The 17413-nt window shown below is 66.1% G+C and carries 15 protein-coding genes; 7 read left to right on the top strand and 8 right to left on the bottom strand.

The genetic code is table 11. From position 1 onward, the window contains the following. Window positions 1-52 precede the first annotated feature (52 nt). Genes FIV09_RS16530 through FIV09_RS16540 form a run of 3 tightly spaced genes read left to right on the top strand, consistent with a single transcriptional unit; the run spans window position 53 to window position 2542 of the window. Window positions 53-985, top strand: coding sequence for a bifunctional riboflavin kinase/FAD synthetase (locus tag FIV09_RS16530; RefSeq protein WP_152451669.1), 933 nt, complete (start codon window positions 53-55; stop codon window positions 983-985). A 7-nt stretch (window positions 986-992) separates the two neighbouring features. Further along, window positions 993-1466: a YcgN family cysteine cluster protein gene (locus FIV09_RS16535; RefSeq protein WP_152451670.1), complete on the top strand. Its 474-nt coding sequence runs from the start codon at window positions 993-995 to the stop codon at window positions 1464-1466. Window positions 1467-1498: 32 nt separating this feature from the next. After that, on the top strand, window positions 1499-2542 hold the full coding sequence (locus FIV09_RS16540; RefSeq protein WP_152451671.1) for a low specificity L-threonine aldolase: 1044 nt from the start codon (window positions 1499-1501) through the stop codon (window positions 2540-2542). A gap of 127 nt (window positions 2543-2669) precedes the next feature. On the opposite strand, the gene hspQ is transcribed toward FIV09_RS16540, so the two are convergent. After that, window positions 2670-2996, bottom strand: coding sequence for a heat shock protein HspQ (gene hspQ / locus FIV09_RS16545; RefSeq protein WP_152451672.1), 327 nt, complete (start codon window positions 2994-2996; stop codon window positions 2670-2672). 260 nt (window positions 2997-3256) lie between these two features. Between hspQ and FIV09_RS16550 the strand changes: the two genes are divergently transcribed. Beyond that, entirely contained in the window at window positions 3257-3850 is a 594-nt protein-coding gene (locus FIV09_RS16550; RefSeq protein WP_152451674.1) for a lytic transglycosylase, read from the top strand. Between the two features lie 154 nt (window positions 3851-4004). Here FIV09_RS16550 and FIV09_RS16555 read toward each other — a convergent pair whose 3' ends face one another. From FIV09_RS16555 to FIV09_RS16570, 4 genes are all read right to left on the bottom strand, one after another. Further along, a complete protein-coding gene (locus FIV09_RS16555; RefSeq protein WP_152451676.1) occupies window positions 4005-4598 on the bottom strand; it encodes an outer membrane lipoprotein carrier protein LolA in 594 nt (197 codons plus the stop codon). 219 nt (window positions 4599-4817) lie between these two features. After that, window positions 4818-8018 carry a DNA translocase FtsK gene (locus tag FIV09_RS16560; RefSeq protein ID WP_152451678.1) on the bottom strand — a complete coding sequence of 1067 codons (3201 nt, stop codon included), beginning with the start codon at window positions 8016-8018 and terminating at the stop codon, window positions 4818-4820. 37 nt (window positions 8019-8055) lie between these two features. Continuing rightward, window positions 8056-9270 carry an aminotransferase class I/II-fold pyridoxal phosphate-dependent enzyme gene (locus FIV09_RS16565; RefSeq protein ID WP_152452689.1) on the bottom strand — a complete coding sequence of 405 codons (1215 nt, stop codon included), beginning with the start codon at window positions 9268-9270 and terminating at the stop codon, window positions 8056-8058. Between the two features lie 150 nt (window positions 9271-9420). Further along, window positions 9421-10752: an amidase gene (locus FIV09_RS16570; RefSeq protein WP_152451680.1), complete on the bottom strand. Its 1332-nt coding sequence runs from the start codon at window positions 10750-10752 to the stop codon at window positions 9421-9423. 83 nt (window positions 10753-10835) lie between these two features. On the opposite strand from FIV09_RS16570, the gene FIV09_RS16575 reads away from it, so the two are divergent. Beyond that, on the top strand, window positions 10836-12062 hold the full coding sequence (locus FIV09_RS16575) for a UbiH/UbiF/VisC/COQ6 family ubiquinone biosynthesis hydroxylase (RefSeq protein WP_152451682.1): 1227 nt from the start codon (window positions 10836-10838) through the stop codon (window positions 12060-12062). Beyond that, window positions 12059-12814 (top strand): class II aldolase and adducin N-terminal domain-containing protein, encoded by a 756-nt coding sequence (locus FIV09_RS16580; protein ID WP_152451684.1) that lies wholly within the window; start codon window positions 12059-12061, stop codon window positions 12812-12814. Before FIV09_RS16575 ends, FIV09_RS16580 begins: the two co-directional genes overlap by 4 nt. A gap of 3 nt (window positions 12815-12817) precedes the next feature. Here the strand turns inward: FIV09_RS16580 and FIV09_RS16585 are convergent, their stop codons facing one another. Then, window positions 12818-13237 carry a lytic transglycosylase domain-containing protein gene (locus FIV09_RS16585; protein ID WP_254702362.1) on the bottom strand — a complete coding sequence of 140 codons (420 nt, stop codon included), beginning with the start codon at window positions 13235-13237 and terminating at the stop codon, window positions 12818-12820. 228 nt (window positions 13238-13465) lie between these two features. Here FIV09_RS16585 and FIV09_RS16590 point away from each other — a divergent pair, with 228 nt between their 5' ends. Then, complete coding sequence (locus tag FIV09_RS16590) at window positions 13466-14329, top strand: SDR family oxidoreductase (protein WP_152451686.1); 864 nt, start codon at window positions 13466-13468, stop codon at window positions 14327-14329. 244 nt (window positions 14330-14573) lie between these two features. Here FIV09_RS16590 and dxs read toward each other — a convergent pair whose 3' ends face one another. After that, window positions 14574-16499: a 1-deoxy-D-xylulose-5-phosphate synthase gene (gene dxs / locus FIV09_RS16595; protein WP_152451688.1), complete on the bottom strand. Its 1926-nt coding sequence runs from the start codon at window positions 16497-16499 to the stop codon at window positions 14574-14576. Window positions 16500-16547: 48 nt separating this feature from the next. Next, the gene (locus FIV09_RS16600) at window positions 16548-17411 is read right to left on the bottom strand and encodes a polyprenyl synthetase family protein (RefSeq protein WP_152451690.1); all 864 of its coding nucleotides are present in this window, start codon (window positions 17409-17411) and stop codon (window positions 16548-16550) included. Window positions 17412-17413 lie beyond the last annotated feature (2 nt).

Here is a 17413-nt window from a genome sequence, read left to right on the forward strand (position 1 = left end):
GAAACGGCCCGCAGCGCTTGCACAGCCGGGGTCGCAAAGCTAATTCCCGGTCATGCGCATTTTCCGCGATCACCGTTCCGTTCCAGACGATGCCCGCGGCGCCAGCGCTGCGATCGGCAATTTCGATGGCGTCCATCGCGGCCACCGCTCGGTTCTGGAGCTGGCGCGCGCCGCCGCGCCGGATGCGCCGCTGGGCGTTCTGACTTTCGAGCCGCATCCGCGCGAATTCTTCGCCCCCGACGCGCCGCCCTTCCGGCTGACCTCCGCCGCAGCGCGCGCCTCGCGACTTGGCAAGCTGGGCGTCGAGACGCTGTTCGAGCTGCCCTTCGATGCGGAGCTCTCCGCCCTCTCGCCCGAAGCCTTCGCGCGCGACGTGCTGGCCGATGGTCTTGGCCTCTCCCATGCGGTGATCGGCGCCGATTTCTGCTTCGGGAAGGGCCGCGCGGGCACGGCGGAGGACCTGAAGGCCTTCGGCGCAGAAATGGGCTTCGGCGTCACCATCGCGCCCCTGATGAGCAACGGCACGGGCCAGATCTCCTCGACCGCGATCCGCGACGCGCTGGGGGCGGGCCGTCCGCGCGATGCCGCCGACCTTCTGGGCCATTGGCACCGGATCGAAGGCCCGGTCCTGCACGGGGAAAAGCGCGGGCGCGAACTGGGCTACCCGACGGCCAACATGTCGATCGACGGGCTGCATCCGCCGCGCTTCGGCGTCTACGCTGTGCTGGTCGATGTTCTGGATGGGCCGCATGCGGGCACCTATCACGGCGCGGCCTCGGTCGGTGTGCGCCCCATGTTCGGCGAGAACCGCGCGAATATCGAAACCTACCTCTTCGACTTCAAGGGCGACCTATACGGCGCGCATCTGTCCGTGGGACTCGTGGAGTTTCTGCGCCCAGAGGAAAACTTCGACAGCGTCGAGACCCTGATCACCCAGATGGAGGATGATTGCGCAAAGGCGCGGTCGATCCTGTCCCGGACGTGAGCGCGACATGAGCGACGACCCCATCCCCCGCGACGGGCTGGCCCCGCGTTTCTGGGAGCGCAAGGCGCTGTCCGACATGACGCCCACCGAGTGGGAAGCGCTCTGCGATGGCTGCGGCAAGTGCTGTCTCAACAAGCTCGAGGATGAGGAGACGGGCCAGGTCGATCTGACCCGCGTTGCCTGCCGCCTCTTCGACGATGCCACCTGTCGCTGCGCGCAATACGACATCCGCCACAGCTTCGTGCCGGAATGCATCGTGCTGAGCCCCGAGACGATTGAACAGCACGCCTATTGGCTGCCGCGCACCTGCGCCTACCGCCTGCTGCATCAGGGGCGTCCGCTATACGACTGGCATCCGCTGATCTCGGGCCGCGCCGACAGCGTGCACGAGGCGGGCGTGTCCGTGCGCGGCATGACCGTGCCCGAGTTTGAAATCGACGATGACGATTGGGAAGACCACATCATCGAAGAACCCCATTGAAGACCTCCACACGACCGAAAGGCGCTTGAGCCATGTTCTTTGCCTCCGACAATTCCGGCCCCGTCCCGCAGCAGATCCTCGACGCCCTGGCGGCGAGCAATCAGGGCTACACGCCCGGCTACGGCAATGACGATCTGAGCCGCGCGGTCGCGGACCAGCTGCGCACGCTCTTCGAGGCACCCGATGCAGCGATCTACCTCGTGGCGACGGGGAGTGCTGCCAATTGCCTCGCGCTCGCGACCCTCGTGCAGCCCTGGGACGCGATCTTCTGCACCCCGCCCGCCCATATCGAGGAAGACGAGTGCAACGGCCCCGAGTTCTATACCGGCGGTGCGAAGCTGCACCTCGTGGGGCAGAGCGACAAGTTCGTGCCGAGCGAGTTGGAGCGCGCCATCGCGGGCACCGGCGGATCGGTGCACAACGCGCAGCGCGGCGCGGTGTCGATCACGCAGGCCACCGAAAAGGGCCATATCTACACGCTGGCCGAATTGCGCGCGCTCTGCGATCTGGCCCACGCTCATAATTTGCCTGTCCATCTTGATGGCGCGCGGTTTGCCAATGCCTGCGTTTCACTGGATTGCACCCCGGCCGAGATGACCTGGAAGGCGGGCGTCGATGTCGCGGTCTTCGGCGGCACCAAGAACGGGCTGATGGGGGTCGAGGCGGTGATCTTCTTCGATCCAGCGAAGGCCTGGGAATTCGAGCTGCGCCGAAAGCGCGGCGGGCATCTCTTCTCGAAGCATCGCTATCTCGCCGCGCAGATGCAGGGCTATCTTCAGGACGACCTCTGGCGCGACCTGGCGGAGAAAGCCAATACCAAGGGCGCGCAGCTGGCGGACGGGCTTCGCAAGATCGACGCGGTGCGGCTCAGAAACGATCCGCAGGTCAACATGATCTTCCTCGAGATGCCGCGCCGCCTGCATGCCCGCGCGTTCGAAGCCGGGGCCTATTACTACGCGCAGGCCGATGTCACCGAAGGCGATCCCGACGAGATGATCGGCGCACGTCTGGTGACCGACTGGTCCATCCCGGATGCGGAGATCGATCGCTTTCTGGACCTGCTCGGCAGCGCATAGCCTGCGGCGGGCATGGGGCCTGCCCTGCACCGCGCCGAATAAGCAAAAAAGCAAAGGCGCACCCGGATAGGTGCGCCTGATCACAGTTTCAAAAGAGCGATCCGAAAGACGGACCGCGCGGCCGGGCTCAGTTCATCTGGAACTGGGGCTCGTAGCTTCCATCGTTGAATTGCCCGAAGAGGTCGGGAATGTCGGGATGATCCACCGGTTCCCCGGAATAATCCGCAACGAGGTTCTGCTCCGACACGTAAGCCACGTAGAAGCTTTGGTCATTCTCGGCGAGCAGGTGATAGAACGGCTGCTCCTTGGCGGGGCGGCTGTCTTCGGGGATCGACTCGTACCATTCCTCGGTATTCGAGAATTCGGGATCGACGTCGAAGACCACGCCGCGGAACGGGTGTCTGCGGTGGCGGACCACTTGGCCGAGCTTATATTTCGCGCGTTGTGTGTGCATGAGCATGATCCTCTACCTTCGGAGAGTAGCGCTTTCAATGTAACTTTGTCCATTTTTCCGCCCAACTTTCGCCGGAAACACTCTGTGGCAGGGCGCGGGACAAAGAATCAGCATGGTGAATTTGCGTTTGCGTCGGGCGAAGTTCGGCCGGTTGCAACCGCCCTTGCGGCCACCTGCCCTGTTTGTGATTTCATCCCCGACGCTTTTTGGTTAAACTCAAAGATAAGAGCCGAGAACGGCCAAAAAAGAGCGAGAGGCAGATGAGCAGTTTCTTTCGCGCACTCGTGATCGTGTTGCTGGCGGCATCCTGTGGAGGCGGCGGCGGGCCCAAATCCGCGCCATCCGACCTGGAAAACGCCTGTTCGATCCTGAGAGAGCGCCCCCATTACTACCGTGCATTCAGCGCCACCGAACGGAAGTGGCGCGTCCCCGTCCACGTGCAGATGGCCACAATCTACCAGGAAAGCAAGTTCATCGGCGATGCGCGCACACCCTTTCGGTATCGCCTCGGCGTGATCCCCGTGGGGCGGCAAAGCTCTGCCTTCGGCTACAGCCAGGCGCTGAACGGCACCTGGGAGGAATACCAGGAACAGCATGGCGGTCGCCGGACCCAACGCGACGATATCCGCGATGCGACGGATTTCATGGGCTGGTACATGGCGCAGACCACGCAGCAGCTGGGCATCTCGCCCTCTGACGCGCGCAACCAGTACCTCGCCTATCACGAAGGCCGGACGGGCTATCGCCGGGGCAGCTACAACTCGAAAAGCTGGTTGTTGCGGGTCGCGGACGAGGTCGGTCAACGCTCTCTCGTGTACCAGTCGCAACTGCGCAACTGTCGTTACGCCCGCTAAAGCGGGCATGCAGCGATCCGGATCGCCCAACCCTGTCTGAAACGTTCGTTTCCACGGGTTGGGGGATGCGCTGTCCTTCAGGTCATGTGCATTTCGCTACAACAAACGAACGTCCCCGGGCCAAACCCGGGGACGTCTTCGCATCACGCCGCGATCAGTTCGCCGCGGCAATCGCCCTGTCGATGTTGAAGAGCGAGTTCGGCAGCGACTTCTTCTGGAGCGCGCCCAGGATCACCGTCGTCTTCTGACCGTTCTGATCGGTGATGATCCACTGGCGCAGCTCCGCGGGCGCATCGGTGAACTTCATCTCGATCGTGCCGTATTCGGGCCGCCGCGGATCGCGGGCGGTCACGGTCGTCGCAGTGCCGTCATAGGTGTGGCCGACCACCACGCCCGGCTCGCTCAAATCTACATTCGGCGCGAGGATGATCGACAGCGGCGTCTGGCCCAGCGGATAGGTCTCGGTGCTGCCCACGCGCCTGTCGATGATCACCACCGTGCCGCGGCCCGCCATCACAAGCGCCTGTTCGGGCGGGTTGTAATCGAAGCGCATCTTGCCCGGACGCGACAGCGACACCTCACCCGTGGAGATCGTGCCGTCGGCATTCACCTGCGTGAAATCGCTCTGCGCGGTGCGAATGGAATTGAGGTAGTTCGAGATCTGACCGAGGCCCAGCTTCTCTGCCGAGGCAGGCGCGGCCAGTGAAAGCCCGAATGTCAGCGCCGCGATGAACCCTGTGATACGCATGTCGTGTCGTCCTTTGATTGCGTCTCTTGCCAATCGATATGGGGTACAACGCGCCGATATGCGATATCGATGCTTCGCCATGCGATAAAACCGGCATCCGATTGCTTGGACGGGCCCTTTGCGCCGGTTCGCATGGCCTTCGCGCGCGCGGCAAGGTCTCCGCGCCGAGGCGGGCGATCGGGCGTCCCGGCCCAGGGCCGGAACGCTTCGAAGCATCGTTTAAACAGGCTCGGGGATCAGGATCTCGCGCTTGCCCACGTGGTTCGCGGCGGAGACGACGCCGTTCTCCTCCATCTGCTCCACCAGCCGCGCGGCCTTGTTGTAGCCGATGCCGAGCTTGCGCTGGATGTAGGAGGTCGAGCATTTGCGGTCCCGCGCGACGATCTCCACCGCCTCGTCGTATTGCGCGTCCTCGTTGCCCGTATTTCCGCCGGTGTTGAGGCCCAGCACGGCGTCGATGTTCTCGGCCTTCTCCTCGGCCGGACCTTCGACGACGCCGCCCACGTAAGAGGGCGGACCGAAGGCCTTGAGGTGGTTCACGACCTCCTCGACCTCTTCATCGGAGACAAACGGACCGTGGCAGCGGGTGATCTTGGCGCCGCCAGCCATATAGAGCATGTCGCCCTGACCCAGAAGCTGCTCGGCGCCCATCTCACCAAGGATGGTGCGGCTGTCGATCTTGGAGGTCACCTGGAACGAGATCCGGGTCGGGAAGTTCGCCTTGATCGTGCCGGTGATGACGTCGACCGACGGGCGCTGCGTGGCCATGATGAGGTGGATGCCCGAGGCCCGTGCCATCTGCGCCAGACGCTGGATGCAGGCCTCGATCTCCTTGCCCGCGACCATCATCAGGTCGGCCATCTCGTCCACGATCACGACGATATAGGGCATCTTCTTGGGCTCGAACTCTTCGGTCTCGAAGACCGGCTCGCCCGTCTCGTCGTCAAAGCCCGTCTGCACCGTGCGCGAGAACATCTCGCCCTTGCCGAGCGCATCCTCGACCCGGCCATTATAGCCGTCGATGTTCCGCACGCCCATCTTGGACATCTTTCGGTAGCGGTCTTCCATCTCGCCCACGACCCATTTCAACGCGACGACGGCCTTCTTGGGATCGGTAACGACAGGGCTCAGCAGGTGCGGGATGCCGTCATAGACGCTGAGTTCCAGCATCTTCGGGTCGATCATCACGAGGCGCAGATCTTCGGGCGTCAGCTTGTAGAGCAGCGACAGGATCATCGTGTTGATCGCCACCGACTTACCCGAACCCGTCGTACCGGCGATCAGCAGGTGGGGCATCTTGGCGAGGTTCGCGACCATGGGATCCCCGCCGATATCCTTGCCCAGCGCCAAGGGCAGACGCTGCGTGCCATCGCCGTAGGAGCGCGACGAGAGGATCTCGCGGAAGGACACCATCTCGCGCTTATCATTGGGCAGTTCGATCCCGATCACCGACCGGCCCGGCACGGTGGAGACACGCGCGGACAGCGCCGACATCGAGCGCGCGATATCGTCGGCAAGCCCGATCACGCGGGAGGCCTTGAGACCCGGCGCGGGCTCCAGCTCGTACATGGTGACGACGGGGCCCGGACGCACCGAAACGATCTCGCCCTTCACGCCGTAATCGTCGAGCACGACCTCGAGCATCCGCGCGTTTTCCTCGAGCGCTTCATCGGAGAGGTGGTGCCGTTCGATCCCGTCGGGATTTGCCAGTAGCGACAGCGGCGGCAGCTCGAAATCGTCGGCGCCATCCTCGAAGGCGAGGCTCGGCTGCGCTTCGGCGCGAGCGCGCTTGGAGGGCTGCACGGGCTTGCGCGCGGCGGGCTGCACGACCTTCTTGGGCTGGGCCACCGGCACGACGGGACGCGACACGGCAGGCTCGGGCGCGTGATCGCCGAAATCGGGGGCGATGTATCCGTCCTCATCCATCTCCATGTCGGCATCGTCCTCGACCGCGACGAAACGCTCGTCTTGCGGCGCAGGCGGCACGGCGACGGGCGCGCGCTCCAGCACGCGATGGGCTGCCGTCTCCTGCGGTGCGGCGGGCATGCTGCGAGGGGCGGTCTCCTGCGGTGCCGCGGTGTCTTGCGGTGCGGCAGGCATCGCGCGTGTCGCGGCCCCGGCGGCAAAACCCGCGGCGGCGGAAACGCCCGTCGCTGCAGTGGCGGCCGCGTTGGACATGCCCGATGTGAGCGGCGGCTCGGCCCGGAGACCGGTCGGCGCGGGAGTATAGATCAGCGGATCAGGGCGACGGCCGCGGCCCTTGGTCAGCGGAGCCTCTGCAACGACACGGGCCTCCGGCACACGGCGCAGCTTGGCTTTCACGGCATCGGCGATCTTGGCCGAAACGCGGGCATCCTCCGGCATATCGGCATCGGGTGCCAGGTCAGGCTCCACCAATTCGGGCTGAGGCTCGACGGGTTCGCTGCGCGGCATCAGGCGCGACAGGAAGGAGCCGCGTTCCGGCTGCGGTTCGGGCTGCCAGTCGGGCTCGAAGAGGTCGTCCTCATCGGCATAAGCGGCTTGGGAGGCCGCCATCGGCATTGCAGCACCCGCGGCGGGGACCACGCGCGCTCCGGGATTGCGGCTGGCTGTCAGCTGCGGCTCGGCACGGATGACGCGGTCGGTTGCGCGCGGTGCGGTCCGGGCTTGCGGTGCGGGCACCTGCGCCTGGGCCGCGGCGAAGGCTTGGGCTTGCGCGGCCTCCTCGGCGCGGGCCTGACGGCGGGCTTCATGGGCCGATTGCACGGCCTGGGCACCGCGCATCGCGCCATTCGCCCCCTGCCCCAGCACACGCAGGAACGCGGCATAGGCCATCACGAGACCGATCAGGGCAGCACGCCCGGCATGCGCCATCTCGCGCTGGGTGAAGCCCAGAACGAAGGCGCCGAAGACCAGAACGAAGACGCCGAAGACCAGCATGGCGAGCTTGAGCGATGCGCCCGCCCCCAAGGGCAGGAAGGTCAGGACGGAGCCCATGGCCATGTCGCCGAACAGACCGCCCATGCCGAAGCTGTGGGTCCAGTCGGGCCCCGGCACCTGGCCTGCGGCGAAGATCGACAGAAGCGCGATCCAGATCGGCGCGAAGATGACCCGGCCCATCGCGCGCTCTTCGCCGCGATGCAGGATCATGCGCAGGCCCCAGACCACCAGAACCGCGGCAATGGCCCAGGAGCCGCGCCCGACGATCATGTAAAGAGGTGCTGCAACAGCCGCGCCCAGCTTGCCCATCCAGTTCTGCACCGGCGCATCCGTGGCCGCGATCCAGGACGGATCGGACGGCGCATAGGAGCCGACCATCGCCGCCGTCATCAAACCGACCGCGACGAGCAGGATGCCCATCAGTTCCTTGCCGCGCTTCTCGATCGCCGCCTGCATGTCGCTGTCAAACAGCGGTTCGCGTCCCCGTGTCGGATAAGCCATTCATCGCCTCACGTTGGTCTTTTTTTCTTGTCGTCGTTCAGTCGTAGAGACAGGCGCGCAGACGCGTCAGCCCGTCCCGTGTCTCGTCCCGGGGCGCCACCATCGCCACGCGGATAAATCCCTGCCCCGGATTGCCGGAGGAGTTGTGCCCCATCGCCTCGGAGGCCTCTACCGGGCCCACATCCCGCGACAGATAGGCACCGGGCAGAACCCGCACGCCGGTTTCCTGCCAGAGCTTCAGCGCGGCGGCCTCGCCATCCTCGACGGGCAGCCACAGGAAAAAGCCCGCCTCGGGGGCCGCGGCCCCTTTCACATCGCGGAAAATCTCGTCCGCGATATCATATTTCTCGACATAAAGCGCGCGGTTCTCGGCCACATGCGCCTCGTCGGACCAGAGTTTTTCGGCCACGGCCTGCAAGGGCATCGGCAGGGGCGCGCCCGCATAGGCGCGCAATTGCTTGATGCGCCGGATCGTCTCGGGTCCGCCTGCCACGAAGCCCGACCGCAACCCCGGCACGTTGGAGCGTTTGGACAGCGAGTGGAACACAACGACCCGTTCGGGCGACACGCCCATGTCGCGGGCCACCTCGAGCGCGCCGGTGGGCGGCGCATCGCGGTAGATCTCGGAATAGCATTCATCGGCGAGGATCTGGAAATCGTATTCCTCGGCCAAGCCGATCAGTGTTTGCCAATAATCGCGCGTCGCCACAGCGCCTTGCGGGTTCGCAGGCGAGCACAGGTAGGCCAGCGCCGTGCGGCGCAGCGTCTCGGGCGGCAGGGCGGCGTAATCGGGCAAATGGCCGGTCTCGGCGGTGGCAGGCACGAATATGGGCTCCGCGCCCACGGACAGGGCCGCGACGGCATAGACCTGGTAGAAAGGGTTCGGCGTCAGGATGATGGGCGATTGGCCATCCTTCGTCTCGGGGCAGAGCGCCATTGCGGCATTGTACAGCCCCTCGCGCGTGCCGTTGAGCGCCATGACCCGCGTTTCGGGATCGAGATCGACATCGTAGCGGCGCCCGAGCCAATCGGTGATCGCACGGCGCAGAGTGTCCGAGCCTTCATTGACAGGATAGCGTGCGAATCCGTCCACATTCGCGGCCAGCACGTCGCCCACCCAGTCCGGAAACGGGTGTCGCGGCTCTCCGATCGTCATGTGTACCGGCTCTCCGCCCGGACGATGGGCGTCAAGAAGCGCCCGCAGACGCGGGAACGCATAGGCCGGAAGGTCCGAAAACCGTTCGGGAAACATGCTCAACTGCCTCATGGATACGGGATCATTCACGCCCCGCTTTGGCCGCAGGATACGTCAGCCGCCGGCCCCGCGTCCAGAATTTCCCCGAAGGTTCAGGCACCTGTGGCAGGAAAATCGCATGCCCGCCACAAAGGCCCGAAGGGGAACTTACCGCAAGACCGCCTCAACCGCGGCGGCCACGCGCAAAATCCGGGCCTCCGCCATGGGCGCGCCCAGCAGCGAAAGCCCAACGGAGGGCGCCCCGGTGGGCAGCGTGACGCCCGACACCCCCATGAGATTTCCGATCCGCGTATTGCGCAGGGTCAGGAGGTTCTCGGTGACGTAGTAGTCGTTTTCTTCCATCAGCCGGGTTGTATTCGGGGCGATATTGGGCGTCGTGGGCAGGATCACCGCGTCGAACCCCCCGACGGCCCGGTGCCACGTCACGCGCACCGCCTCGAGCCGCTCCCAGGCCGCCACGTATTGGCCCGCGCTGACATCGCGCCCGCTTTCGAACCGCGCCTTGATCGGTGCGAACATCTTGTCGCCCGCGACCTCGATCGTATCACCCCAAAGGCCCCAGGCCTCCCCGGTGTAGAGAATGCCCGCATCGCCCATCGGACCTTCGAGATCCGGAAAGGCCATGTCGACGATCTCGGCCCCTGCCGCGCGCAGGCGGCCCAGCGCATCGGCGTATCCCTTGGCCACTTCCGGGCGCAGATCGTCCTGCGCAATGGTGGTCAGCTGCGCGAAACGACGCCCGGCCAGGCTCCCCGTCCCGCGCATATCCGGCCCGGCCCGGCCCTGCAGCGCGCCTAGAAGGGCCGCGGCATCCGTGACGCTGCGGGCAAGCGGACCCACCGTGTCGAACCGCTTGGCCAGCGGCACGGCACCATCGAGCGACAGGAGCCCCGACGTGGTCTTCAGCCCGACAAGGTCATTCCAGGCCGACGGCACGCGCACCGATCCCCCCGTGTCGGAGCCGATGCCCGCCGCCGCGAGCCCGAAAGCCACGGAGGCCGCAGCGCCAGAGGACGATCCCCCCGCGACAGCCCCTTCGTCGTTCACGCAAGGCGGCGTCTCCATCACCGGGTTCAGGCCCAGCCCCGAGAAGGCCAGCTCCGACAGATGCGTCTTGCCAAGGCAGACAAGCCCCATCGCCGTCGCGGCCTGCAAGACCTCCGCATCGCGGCTGGGCACCCGGTCCTTCAGCATGGCCGACCCGGCTTCAGTCACGATGCCCGCCGTATCGAACAGGTCCTTCCAGCTGACCGGAACGCCATCGAGGATCGAGCGACGCAAGCCCAGCCGCGCCCGTTCTGCAGCGGCCCGGGCCTCGGCGCGGGCGCGCTCATGGGTCACGCGGGCATAGATGCGGTCGCGGAACGGATGGGCGTCGATCTTGTCGAGAAACGCCTCGGTCAGCGCGACGGGGTCGATCTCGCCCGCCTCGATGCCACGGCCCAGTGCGACCGCCTCCATGCCTGTCCAATCCGTCATCCGCGCGCCCTTTCCTTGTCGCGGCCACGCTAGCGGCGCTGCGCCTCATGGACAATGCCACCACGCGAGGCATATTCGGCCCCATGAGCAATGATACCAATATCGCCATCGTCGGCGGCGGCCTCGCGGGTGGCGCCACGGCCCTCGCGCTCGCACAGGCGGGCCTGTCCGTCACGCTTCTGGATGCGGCCCCACGCGCGGTGCAGGACGATCCCGAGTTCGACGGCCGCAGCTATGCCATGGCGCTGGCCTCCACCCGGCTGCTGCGCAATCTGGGATTGTGGGACATCCTCGAGCCCGACGCCCAGCCCATGCGCGAGATCAAGGTCACGGATGGGCGCGTGGGCGATGCCGCCGTGGCGCTTGGCCTCCATTTCGACGCAGCCGAGCTGGAAGAAGGCCCGATGGGCTACATGATCCAGGACCGTTACCTGCGCCGGGCGATGCTGGACAAGCTCGATGCGACCCCCGGCATCGATCATCGGAACGACACGCGCGTCGTGGCGCAAAGCGTCACCGATCGGTGCGCGACCCTGACGTTTGCGGATGGCGGGCAGCTGACTGCCGATCTGATCGTCGGCGCCGATGGTCGCCAAAGCGGCACCGCGCAGCGCGCAGGCATCGGCCGGACCGGGTGGGATTATCCGCAGACGGCGCTGGTCTGCGCCATCGCCCATGAGTGGCCTCATCATGGCGTGGCGCATCAGCTCTTCCTGCCGTCGGGACCGCTGGCGATCCTTCCCCTGACCGGTAATCGCTCCTCCATCGTGTGGAGCGAGCGGCGCGGCCTCGCCGAGGAGATCAACGGGCTCTCCGATGCCGAATATCTCAGCGTTCTGCGCCCGCGCTTCGGAGATTTCCTGGGCAAGATATCCTTGGCGGGCGCGCGCTATACCTATCCGCTGAACCTGACGCTTGCACAAAGCTTCACCGCCCCGCGCGTGGCGCTCGTGGGGGATGCGGCCCATGGCATCCATCCCATCGCGGGCCAGGGCCTAAATGCCGGTCTGCGCGACGTGGCCGCCCTCGCCCATGTGCTGACTGCGGCCAAGCGACGGGGCGAGGCCTTGGGCAGCGATGCGGTGCTGGACCGCTACGCCCGCTGGCGCCGCTTCGACACCGCGGCCCTCGGGATCGCGACGGATGTGTTCAACCGGTTGTTCTCCAACGATTCGAGCCTGCTGCGCACCGCGCGCGATCTTGGTATGAAGGCGGTGAACAGCATGCCCGGTCTGCGCCGCAGCTTCATGCGTGAAGCCGCAGGGCTGACCGGCGATCTGCCCGACCTCATGGCAAAGGACATGACATGAACGACGCCCGCCCCATCGCCAATATTGATCATTGGGAGATGCGCTGCGATCTCGCCGCCGCGTTTCGCTGGGCCGTGCGGGAGAACCTGCATGAAGGCGTCGCGAACCATTTCTCGGTTGCAGTCAATGACAGCGGCACGCGCTTCTTGATGAACCCCAACCAGAGGCACTTTGCGCGCATCCGCGCCTCCGATCTCATCCTTGTGGATGCCGAGGATCCGGCGACGATGAAGGGCCCCGACGCCCCTGATCCCACCGCCTGGGGCCTGCATGGCGGCATGCACCGGCATGTGAGCTGGGCGCGCTGCGTGATGCATGTCCATTCGCCCTACGCCACAGCCCTCGCCTCGCTTGAGGATCCGACGCTGCCGCCCGTCGACCAGAACGCGACGATGTTCTACGACCGCGTGGTGATCGACCGCGATTACGGCGGACTGGCCTTCGAGGATGAAGGCGCGCGCTGTGCCGCGCAATTCACCGATCCCAAGGCGCGGGTGATGGTGATGGGCAATCACGGTATCCTCGTGATCGGCGATACCGTGGCCGAGACCTGGAACCGGCTCTACTACTTCGAACGCGCGGCACGTAACTACATGCTCGCGCTGCAGACCGGCCGTCCGCTCAAGGTGCTGAGCGCGGAGATCGCGGAAAAGACCGCGCGCGAGCTCGAATCTTATCCCGAACAGGACATCCGCCACTTGGCGGAGCTGCGCGCGCTTCTGGATGAAGAAGGCTCCGATTACGCGACCTGACGCTCAGCCGGGCCGCAGACCCGTTTCGACCAGCATGCCTTGCCGCTTGGCCTCATAGTAATAGCCCCGGGAATACCATTTGACAGCCGTGTCATAGGAGCCGTCCGACAGAAGCCAGGCGCCGCGCAGGTACTTCACCGCGTATTTCAGATTGGTTTCCGCATCGAGCAGGTCCGACGGCTGACCGCGAAAGCCCATCGTGCCCGCGGTCTCGGGCAGGATCTGCATCAGGCCGTAATAGGGCCCGTTCCGCGCCCAAGGCCTGTGCGTGCTTTCCCGCACGATCACGCGGTGCACCAATGGGCGGGGCACGTCATAGAAATCCGCGTATTCGTTGATCAGCGCGCGCAACTCCGGCGTTTCGTTCGGATGCAGCGGAATCCTGTCGGGGATGACCACGCTCTGGGTCTCGGGCTCCATCATCAGGAAGCCGCGGGTGGAAATGTCCGGCATCGAGACAGGCGCACAGGCGGACAGCAGAAACGCGGTCAGAAGACAGGGGGCAGATCGGCGCATCGGCGCACTCCAGGTGGTGAAGACAGGCCGACCTTTGCGCAGGGCGGTGCCGCTTGAAAAGGACGGAGATGCGGCCTCGGCGGGCCCTTGCCCAATCGCTTGCCAAGCGGCGCCGATCCGCGCAGGGTCGCGCCCATGACACAGATTTTGCTTTCCCTCGGTCACGGCTATTCCGCGCGGGCCCTTGCACGGCGCCTTCTGCCCCAGGGCTGGGAGGTGATCGGCACGACCCGCGATCCCGCCAAGATGGATGGTCTGCGCGCCACCGGCATCACCCCGATCCTGTGGGAGAAGGATGCCATCGAAGCGGCCCTGCTCCGCGCGACTCATCTGCTGATCTCCGCCGCACCCGGAGAGGATGGTGATCCCGCCCTGCAGCTCGCCCATGACGCGATCGCGCAGCGCGCGCCCCATCTCGACTGGGCGGGCTACCTGTCGACCACCGGCGTCTACGGCGATGCGGATGGCGCATGGATCGACGAAACCGCCCCTCTCGCGCCCACCGGCGCGCGCGGGCAGGCCCGCGTCGAAGCCGAAGCCGCCTGGTCCGCGATCCCGGACCTGCCCATGCATATTTTCCGCCTCGCGGGCATCTATGGGCCAGGCCGTGGCCCCTTTGCCAAGGTCCGCGCGGGGCGCGCGCAGCGCATCGTGAAACCCGGTCAGGTCTTCAGCCGCATCCATGTGGAGGATATCGCCCGCGCGCTTCACGCATCGATCGAAGCGCCCGATCCCGGCGCGGTCTACAATCTCTGCGACGACGAACCCGCCCCGCCGCAAGACGTCATCGCCCATGCAGCCAAGCTGCTGGGGTTGCCCGTGCCCCCTGAAGTGCCCTTCGCCGAGGCCGAGATGTCCGACATGGCGCGCAGCTTCTATGCCGATAACAAGCGCGTCTCGAATGCGAAGATCAAGGGCGATCTCGACTTCCGGCTTCTCTATCCCGATTACCGCGCAGGCCTCGCCGCTCTCCTGAAGGGCGAAGACGGGGCGCCCTAATTTGCCGCATCGGCTCCCGCCGGTGCCCGTGCCGGGCGCGCCCTGTCCGGCCCCGACCAAACTCGTGGCATCTTCACCTTTCCGAAGAAACGCGCGGGGTGTGAATTGGCGGCCTGCCGCCAAGAGAGGGGCAAGGCCCCTCTGACCGCCCGATGATCGGCACGATCAGCGGGCCAGAAATGCGCGCGGCACGCGCACATTCAGATAAGAAACAGTCGGATAAGTGACCCAGCGGATCAGGCGATCAGGCGCGCCGCCCCATCTGGGCGACACCCAGCGTCTCGAGCACCTTGGCCTCGATATCCGCCGCATTGAGCCCGGCCACGTGGTACATATCCGCAGGGCTCGCCTGGTCGATGAAGATATCCGGCAGCACCATGGAGCGGTACTTGAGCCCGGTATCGAAGACACCCGCCTCGGCCAGAAGCTGCGCGACATGGCTGCCGAAGCCGCCGACGGCGCCTTCCTCGATGCAGATCAACGCCTCATGCTCTGCGGCGAGTTTCAGGATCAGATCCCGGTCGAGCGGCTTTGCGAAGCGCGCATCGGCCACGCTGGGGCTGATACCCCGCGCCTCGAGCGCCTCTGCCGCCTCTGTCACTTCCTTGAGCCGCGCCCCGAAGGACAGAAGCGCCACCCGGCTGCCCTCCCGGATCATGCGGCCCTTTCCGATCTTCAGCACCTCGCCGCGTTCAGGCATCTCGACACCGACGCCCTCGCCACGCGGATACCGGAAGGCGATGGGCCCGTCGTCATGCGCCGCCGCCGTGGCGACCATGTGCTTCAGCTCCGCCTCGTCGGCCGCCGCCATCACGACAAAGCCCGGAAGGTTCGCAAGAAACGCCGTGTCGAAGGATCCCGCATGGGTCGCGCCATCCGCACCCACGAGTCCCGCACGGTCAATGGCGAACCGCACCGGAAGGCGCTGGATCGCCACGTCATGCACGACTTGGTCATAACCGCGCTGCAGGAAGGTCGAATAGATCGCCGCGAAGGGCCGCATGCCCCCCGCCGCGAGGCCCGCGGCGAAAGTCACGCCATGCTGCTCCGCGATTCCCACATCGAAGGTGCGCGACGGGTAGCGCTCGGCCATCAGGTTCAGCCCCGTGCCGTCCGGCATCGCCGCCGTCACCGCGCAGATGCGGCTGTCCTCGGAGGCCAGCTGCACCAGCGTTTCCCCGAAGACCTTGGTATAGGACGGCGCGTTCGACGGCGCTTTCTTCTGCTCGCCCGAGATGACGTCGAATTTCGCGGTGGCATGCCCGCGATCGGGCCGACCCTCTGCGGGCGCGTAGCCCTTGCCCTTCTGGGTCACCACGTGAATGAGGATCGGGCCATGCGCCCGCGCCTTCACGGTGCGCAGGACCGGCAGCAGGCTGTCCATGTCATGCCCGTCGATCGGGCCGAGATAGGAAAACCCGAGCGCTTCGAACAAGGTGCCGCCCACGGCCATGCCCTTGACCATGTCCCGCGCCCGCTTGGCGCCTTCGCGGAAGGGCTCCGGCAACAGCGACACCGCCCCCTTGGCGGCATCCTTCAGCGACTGGAACGGCGCCTCCGCGTAAAGCTGCGACAGGTAGGAGGACATCGCCCCCACCGGCGGCGCGATGGACATCTCGTTGTCGTTGAGGATCACGATCAGCCGCTTGCCCAGATGACCTGCATGGTTCATCGCCTCGTAGGCCATGCCCGCCGACATGGCGCCATCCCCGATCACGGCGATCGCATCGCCATGCCCGGTCTCTGACGCACCGCCCAGATCGCGCGCAGCAGCAAAGCCCAGCGCCGCCGAGATCGAGGTGGAGCTATGCGCCGCACCGAACGGGTCATAGGGGCTTTCGGAGCGCTTTGTGAAGCCCGACAAGCCGTCCTGCTGGCGGATCGTGCGGATGCGGTCACGGCGGCCGGTCAGGATCTTGTGCGGGTAGCTTTGATGCGACACATCCCAGATGATCTTGTCGCGCGGCGCGTCCCAGACCGCATGGAGTGCGACGGTCAACTCGATCACGCCGAGCCCTGCGCCCAGATGGCCGCCCGTTTCCGACACCGCCGAAATCGTCTCTGACCGCAGCTCGTCGGCCACCTGGCGCAATTCGCGGTCGGAGAACCCCTTGAGATCGGCAGGCACCTGGACCCGGTCAAGCAGCGGCGTTTGCGGTCGGTCGGACATGGGCGTTCGGCTCTCCTTGGCGTCGCGCCCTGTGCGGCGGACGCGGTCTCAGGTCTTGCGGGCGATAACGAAGCGTGCCGCGTCAATCAAGCCGCGCGCCTCTGCCCCGTAAGGAGATAGGGCGTCACAAGCGCTGTCCACCAGCTCGGATGCGCGCGTTTTTGCCCCATCAAGCCCCAGATGCGACACGAAGGTGGCCTTGCCGCGCGCCGCATCCTTGCCCGCGGCCTTTCCCATGGCCTGCGCGTCGCCCTCGACATCGAGGATATCGTCGGCGATCTGGAAAGCGAGTCCCAGCGCCTCGGCATAGGCGCGCATTGGCGCGGGGTTCGCGCCCGCAAGCCGCGCGCCTGCCTCCGCGGGCCAGACGATCAGCGCCCCGGTCTTGCCTGCCTGCAAGGCGGTGATCTCGTCCAGCGTCAGTGGCGTTGCCGCACTTTCCGCCGCGATATCGAGGGCCTGCCCCAGCACCATGCCCTCGGCCCCCGCGGCGCGCGCGAGGCTCAGCGCCAGATCGGCACGCACAGCCGCATCCGCATGGCATTCAGGCGAAAGACACATCTCGAAGCCCAGACTCTGAAGCGCGTCGCCCACCAGCACGGCGGTCGCTTCGTCCCATTTGCGATGCACGGTCGGCTGACCGCGACGCAGATCGTCGTCATCCATGCAGGGCAGATCGTCGTGTACGAGGCTGTAGGCATGGATGGCCTCGATCGCGAGCGCGGGGTTCAGGCCTCCCTCGATCCCGTGCAAGCGCGCGCTTTCCAGGGCCAGATAGCCACGCAGACGTTTTCCGCCTCGTACCGCATAGCGCATGGCATCGGTCACGGGCAGGCGCGGCGCGCGCGCGGCCCATGCGTCGAACCCGGCCTCGATCCGGGCCTGTGCCTGCTTCAGCCCGGCCTCGAACATCG

The sequence above is a fragment of the Roseivivax sp. THAF197b genome, from assembly GCF_009363255.1.
Classification (GTDB): domain Bacteria; phylum Pseudomonadota; class Alphaproteobacteria; order Rhodobacterales; family Rhodobacteraceae; genus Roseivivax.

Bases quoted from the DNA above. Each gene is read 5' to 3' on its own strand.
- FIV09_RS16530 (WP_152451669.1), top strand. From the start codon at position 53: ATGCGCATTTTCCGCGATCACCGTTCCGTTCCAGACGATGCCCGCGGC.
- FIV09_RS16535 (WP_152451670.1), top strand. From the start codon at position 993: ATGAGCGACGACCCCATCCCCCGCGACGGGCTGGCCCCGCGTTTCTGG.
- FIV09_RS16540 (WP_152451671.1), top strand. From the start codon at position 1,499: ATGTTCTTTGCCTCCGACAATTCCGGCCCCGTCCCGCAGCAGATCCTC.
- hspQ (WP_152451672.1), bottom strand. From the start codon at position 2,996: ATGCACACACAACGCGCGAAATATAAGCTCGGCCAAGTGGTCCGCCAC.
- FIV09_RS16550 (WP_152451674.1), top strand. From the start codon at position 3,257: ATGAGCAGTTTCTTTCGCGCACTCGTGATCGTGTTGCTGGCGGCATCC.
- FIV09_RS16555 (WP_152451676.1), bottom strand. From the start codon at position 4,598: ATGCGTATCACAGGGTTCATCGCGGCGCTGACATTCGGGCTTTCACTG.
- FIV09_RS16560 (WP_152451678.1), bottom strand. From the start codon at position 8,018: ATGGCTTATCCGACACGGGGACGCGAACCGCTGTTTGACAGCGACATG.
- FIV09_RS16565 (WP_152452689.1), bottom strand. From the start codon at position 9,270: ATGTTTCCCGAACGGTTTTCGGACCTTCCGGCCTATGCGTTCCCGCGT.
- FIV09_RS16570 (WP_152451680.1), bottom strand. From the start codon at position 10,752: ATGACGGATTGGACAGGCATGGAGGCGGTCGCACTGGGCCGTGGCATC.
- FIV09_RS16575 (WP_152451682.1), top strand. From the start codon at position 10,836: ATGAGCAATGATACCAATATCGCCATCGTCGGCGGCGGCCTCGCGGGT.
- FIV09_RS16580 (WP_152451684.1), top strand. From the start codon at position 12,059: ATGAACGACGCCCGCCCCATCGCCAATATTGATCATTGGGAGATGCGC.
- FIV09_RS16585 (WP_254702362.1), bottom strand. From the start codon at position 13,237: ATGATGGAGCCCGAGACCCAGAGCGTGGTCATCCCCGACAGGATTCCG.
- FIV09_RS16590 (WP_152451686.1), top strand. From the start codon at position 13,466: ATGACACAGATTTTGCTTTCCCTCGGTCACGGCTATTCCGCGCGGGCC.
- dxs (WP_152451688.1), bottom strand. From the start codon at position 16,499: ATGTCCGACCGACCGCAAACGCCGCTGCTTGACCGGGTCCAGGTGCCT.
- FIV09_RS16600 (WP_152451690.1), bottom strand. From the start codon at position 17,411: ATGTTCGAGGCCGGGCTGAAGCAGGCACAGGCCCGGATCGAGGCCGGG.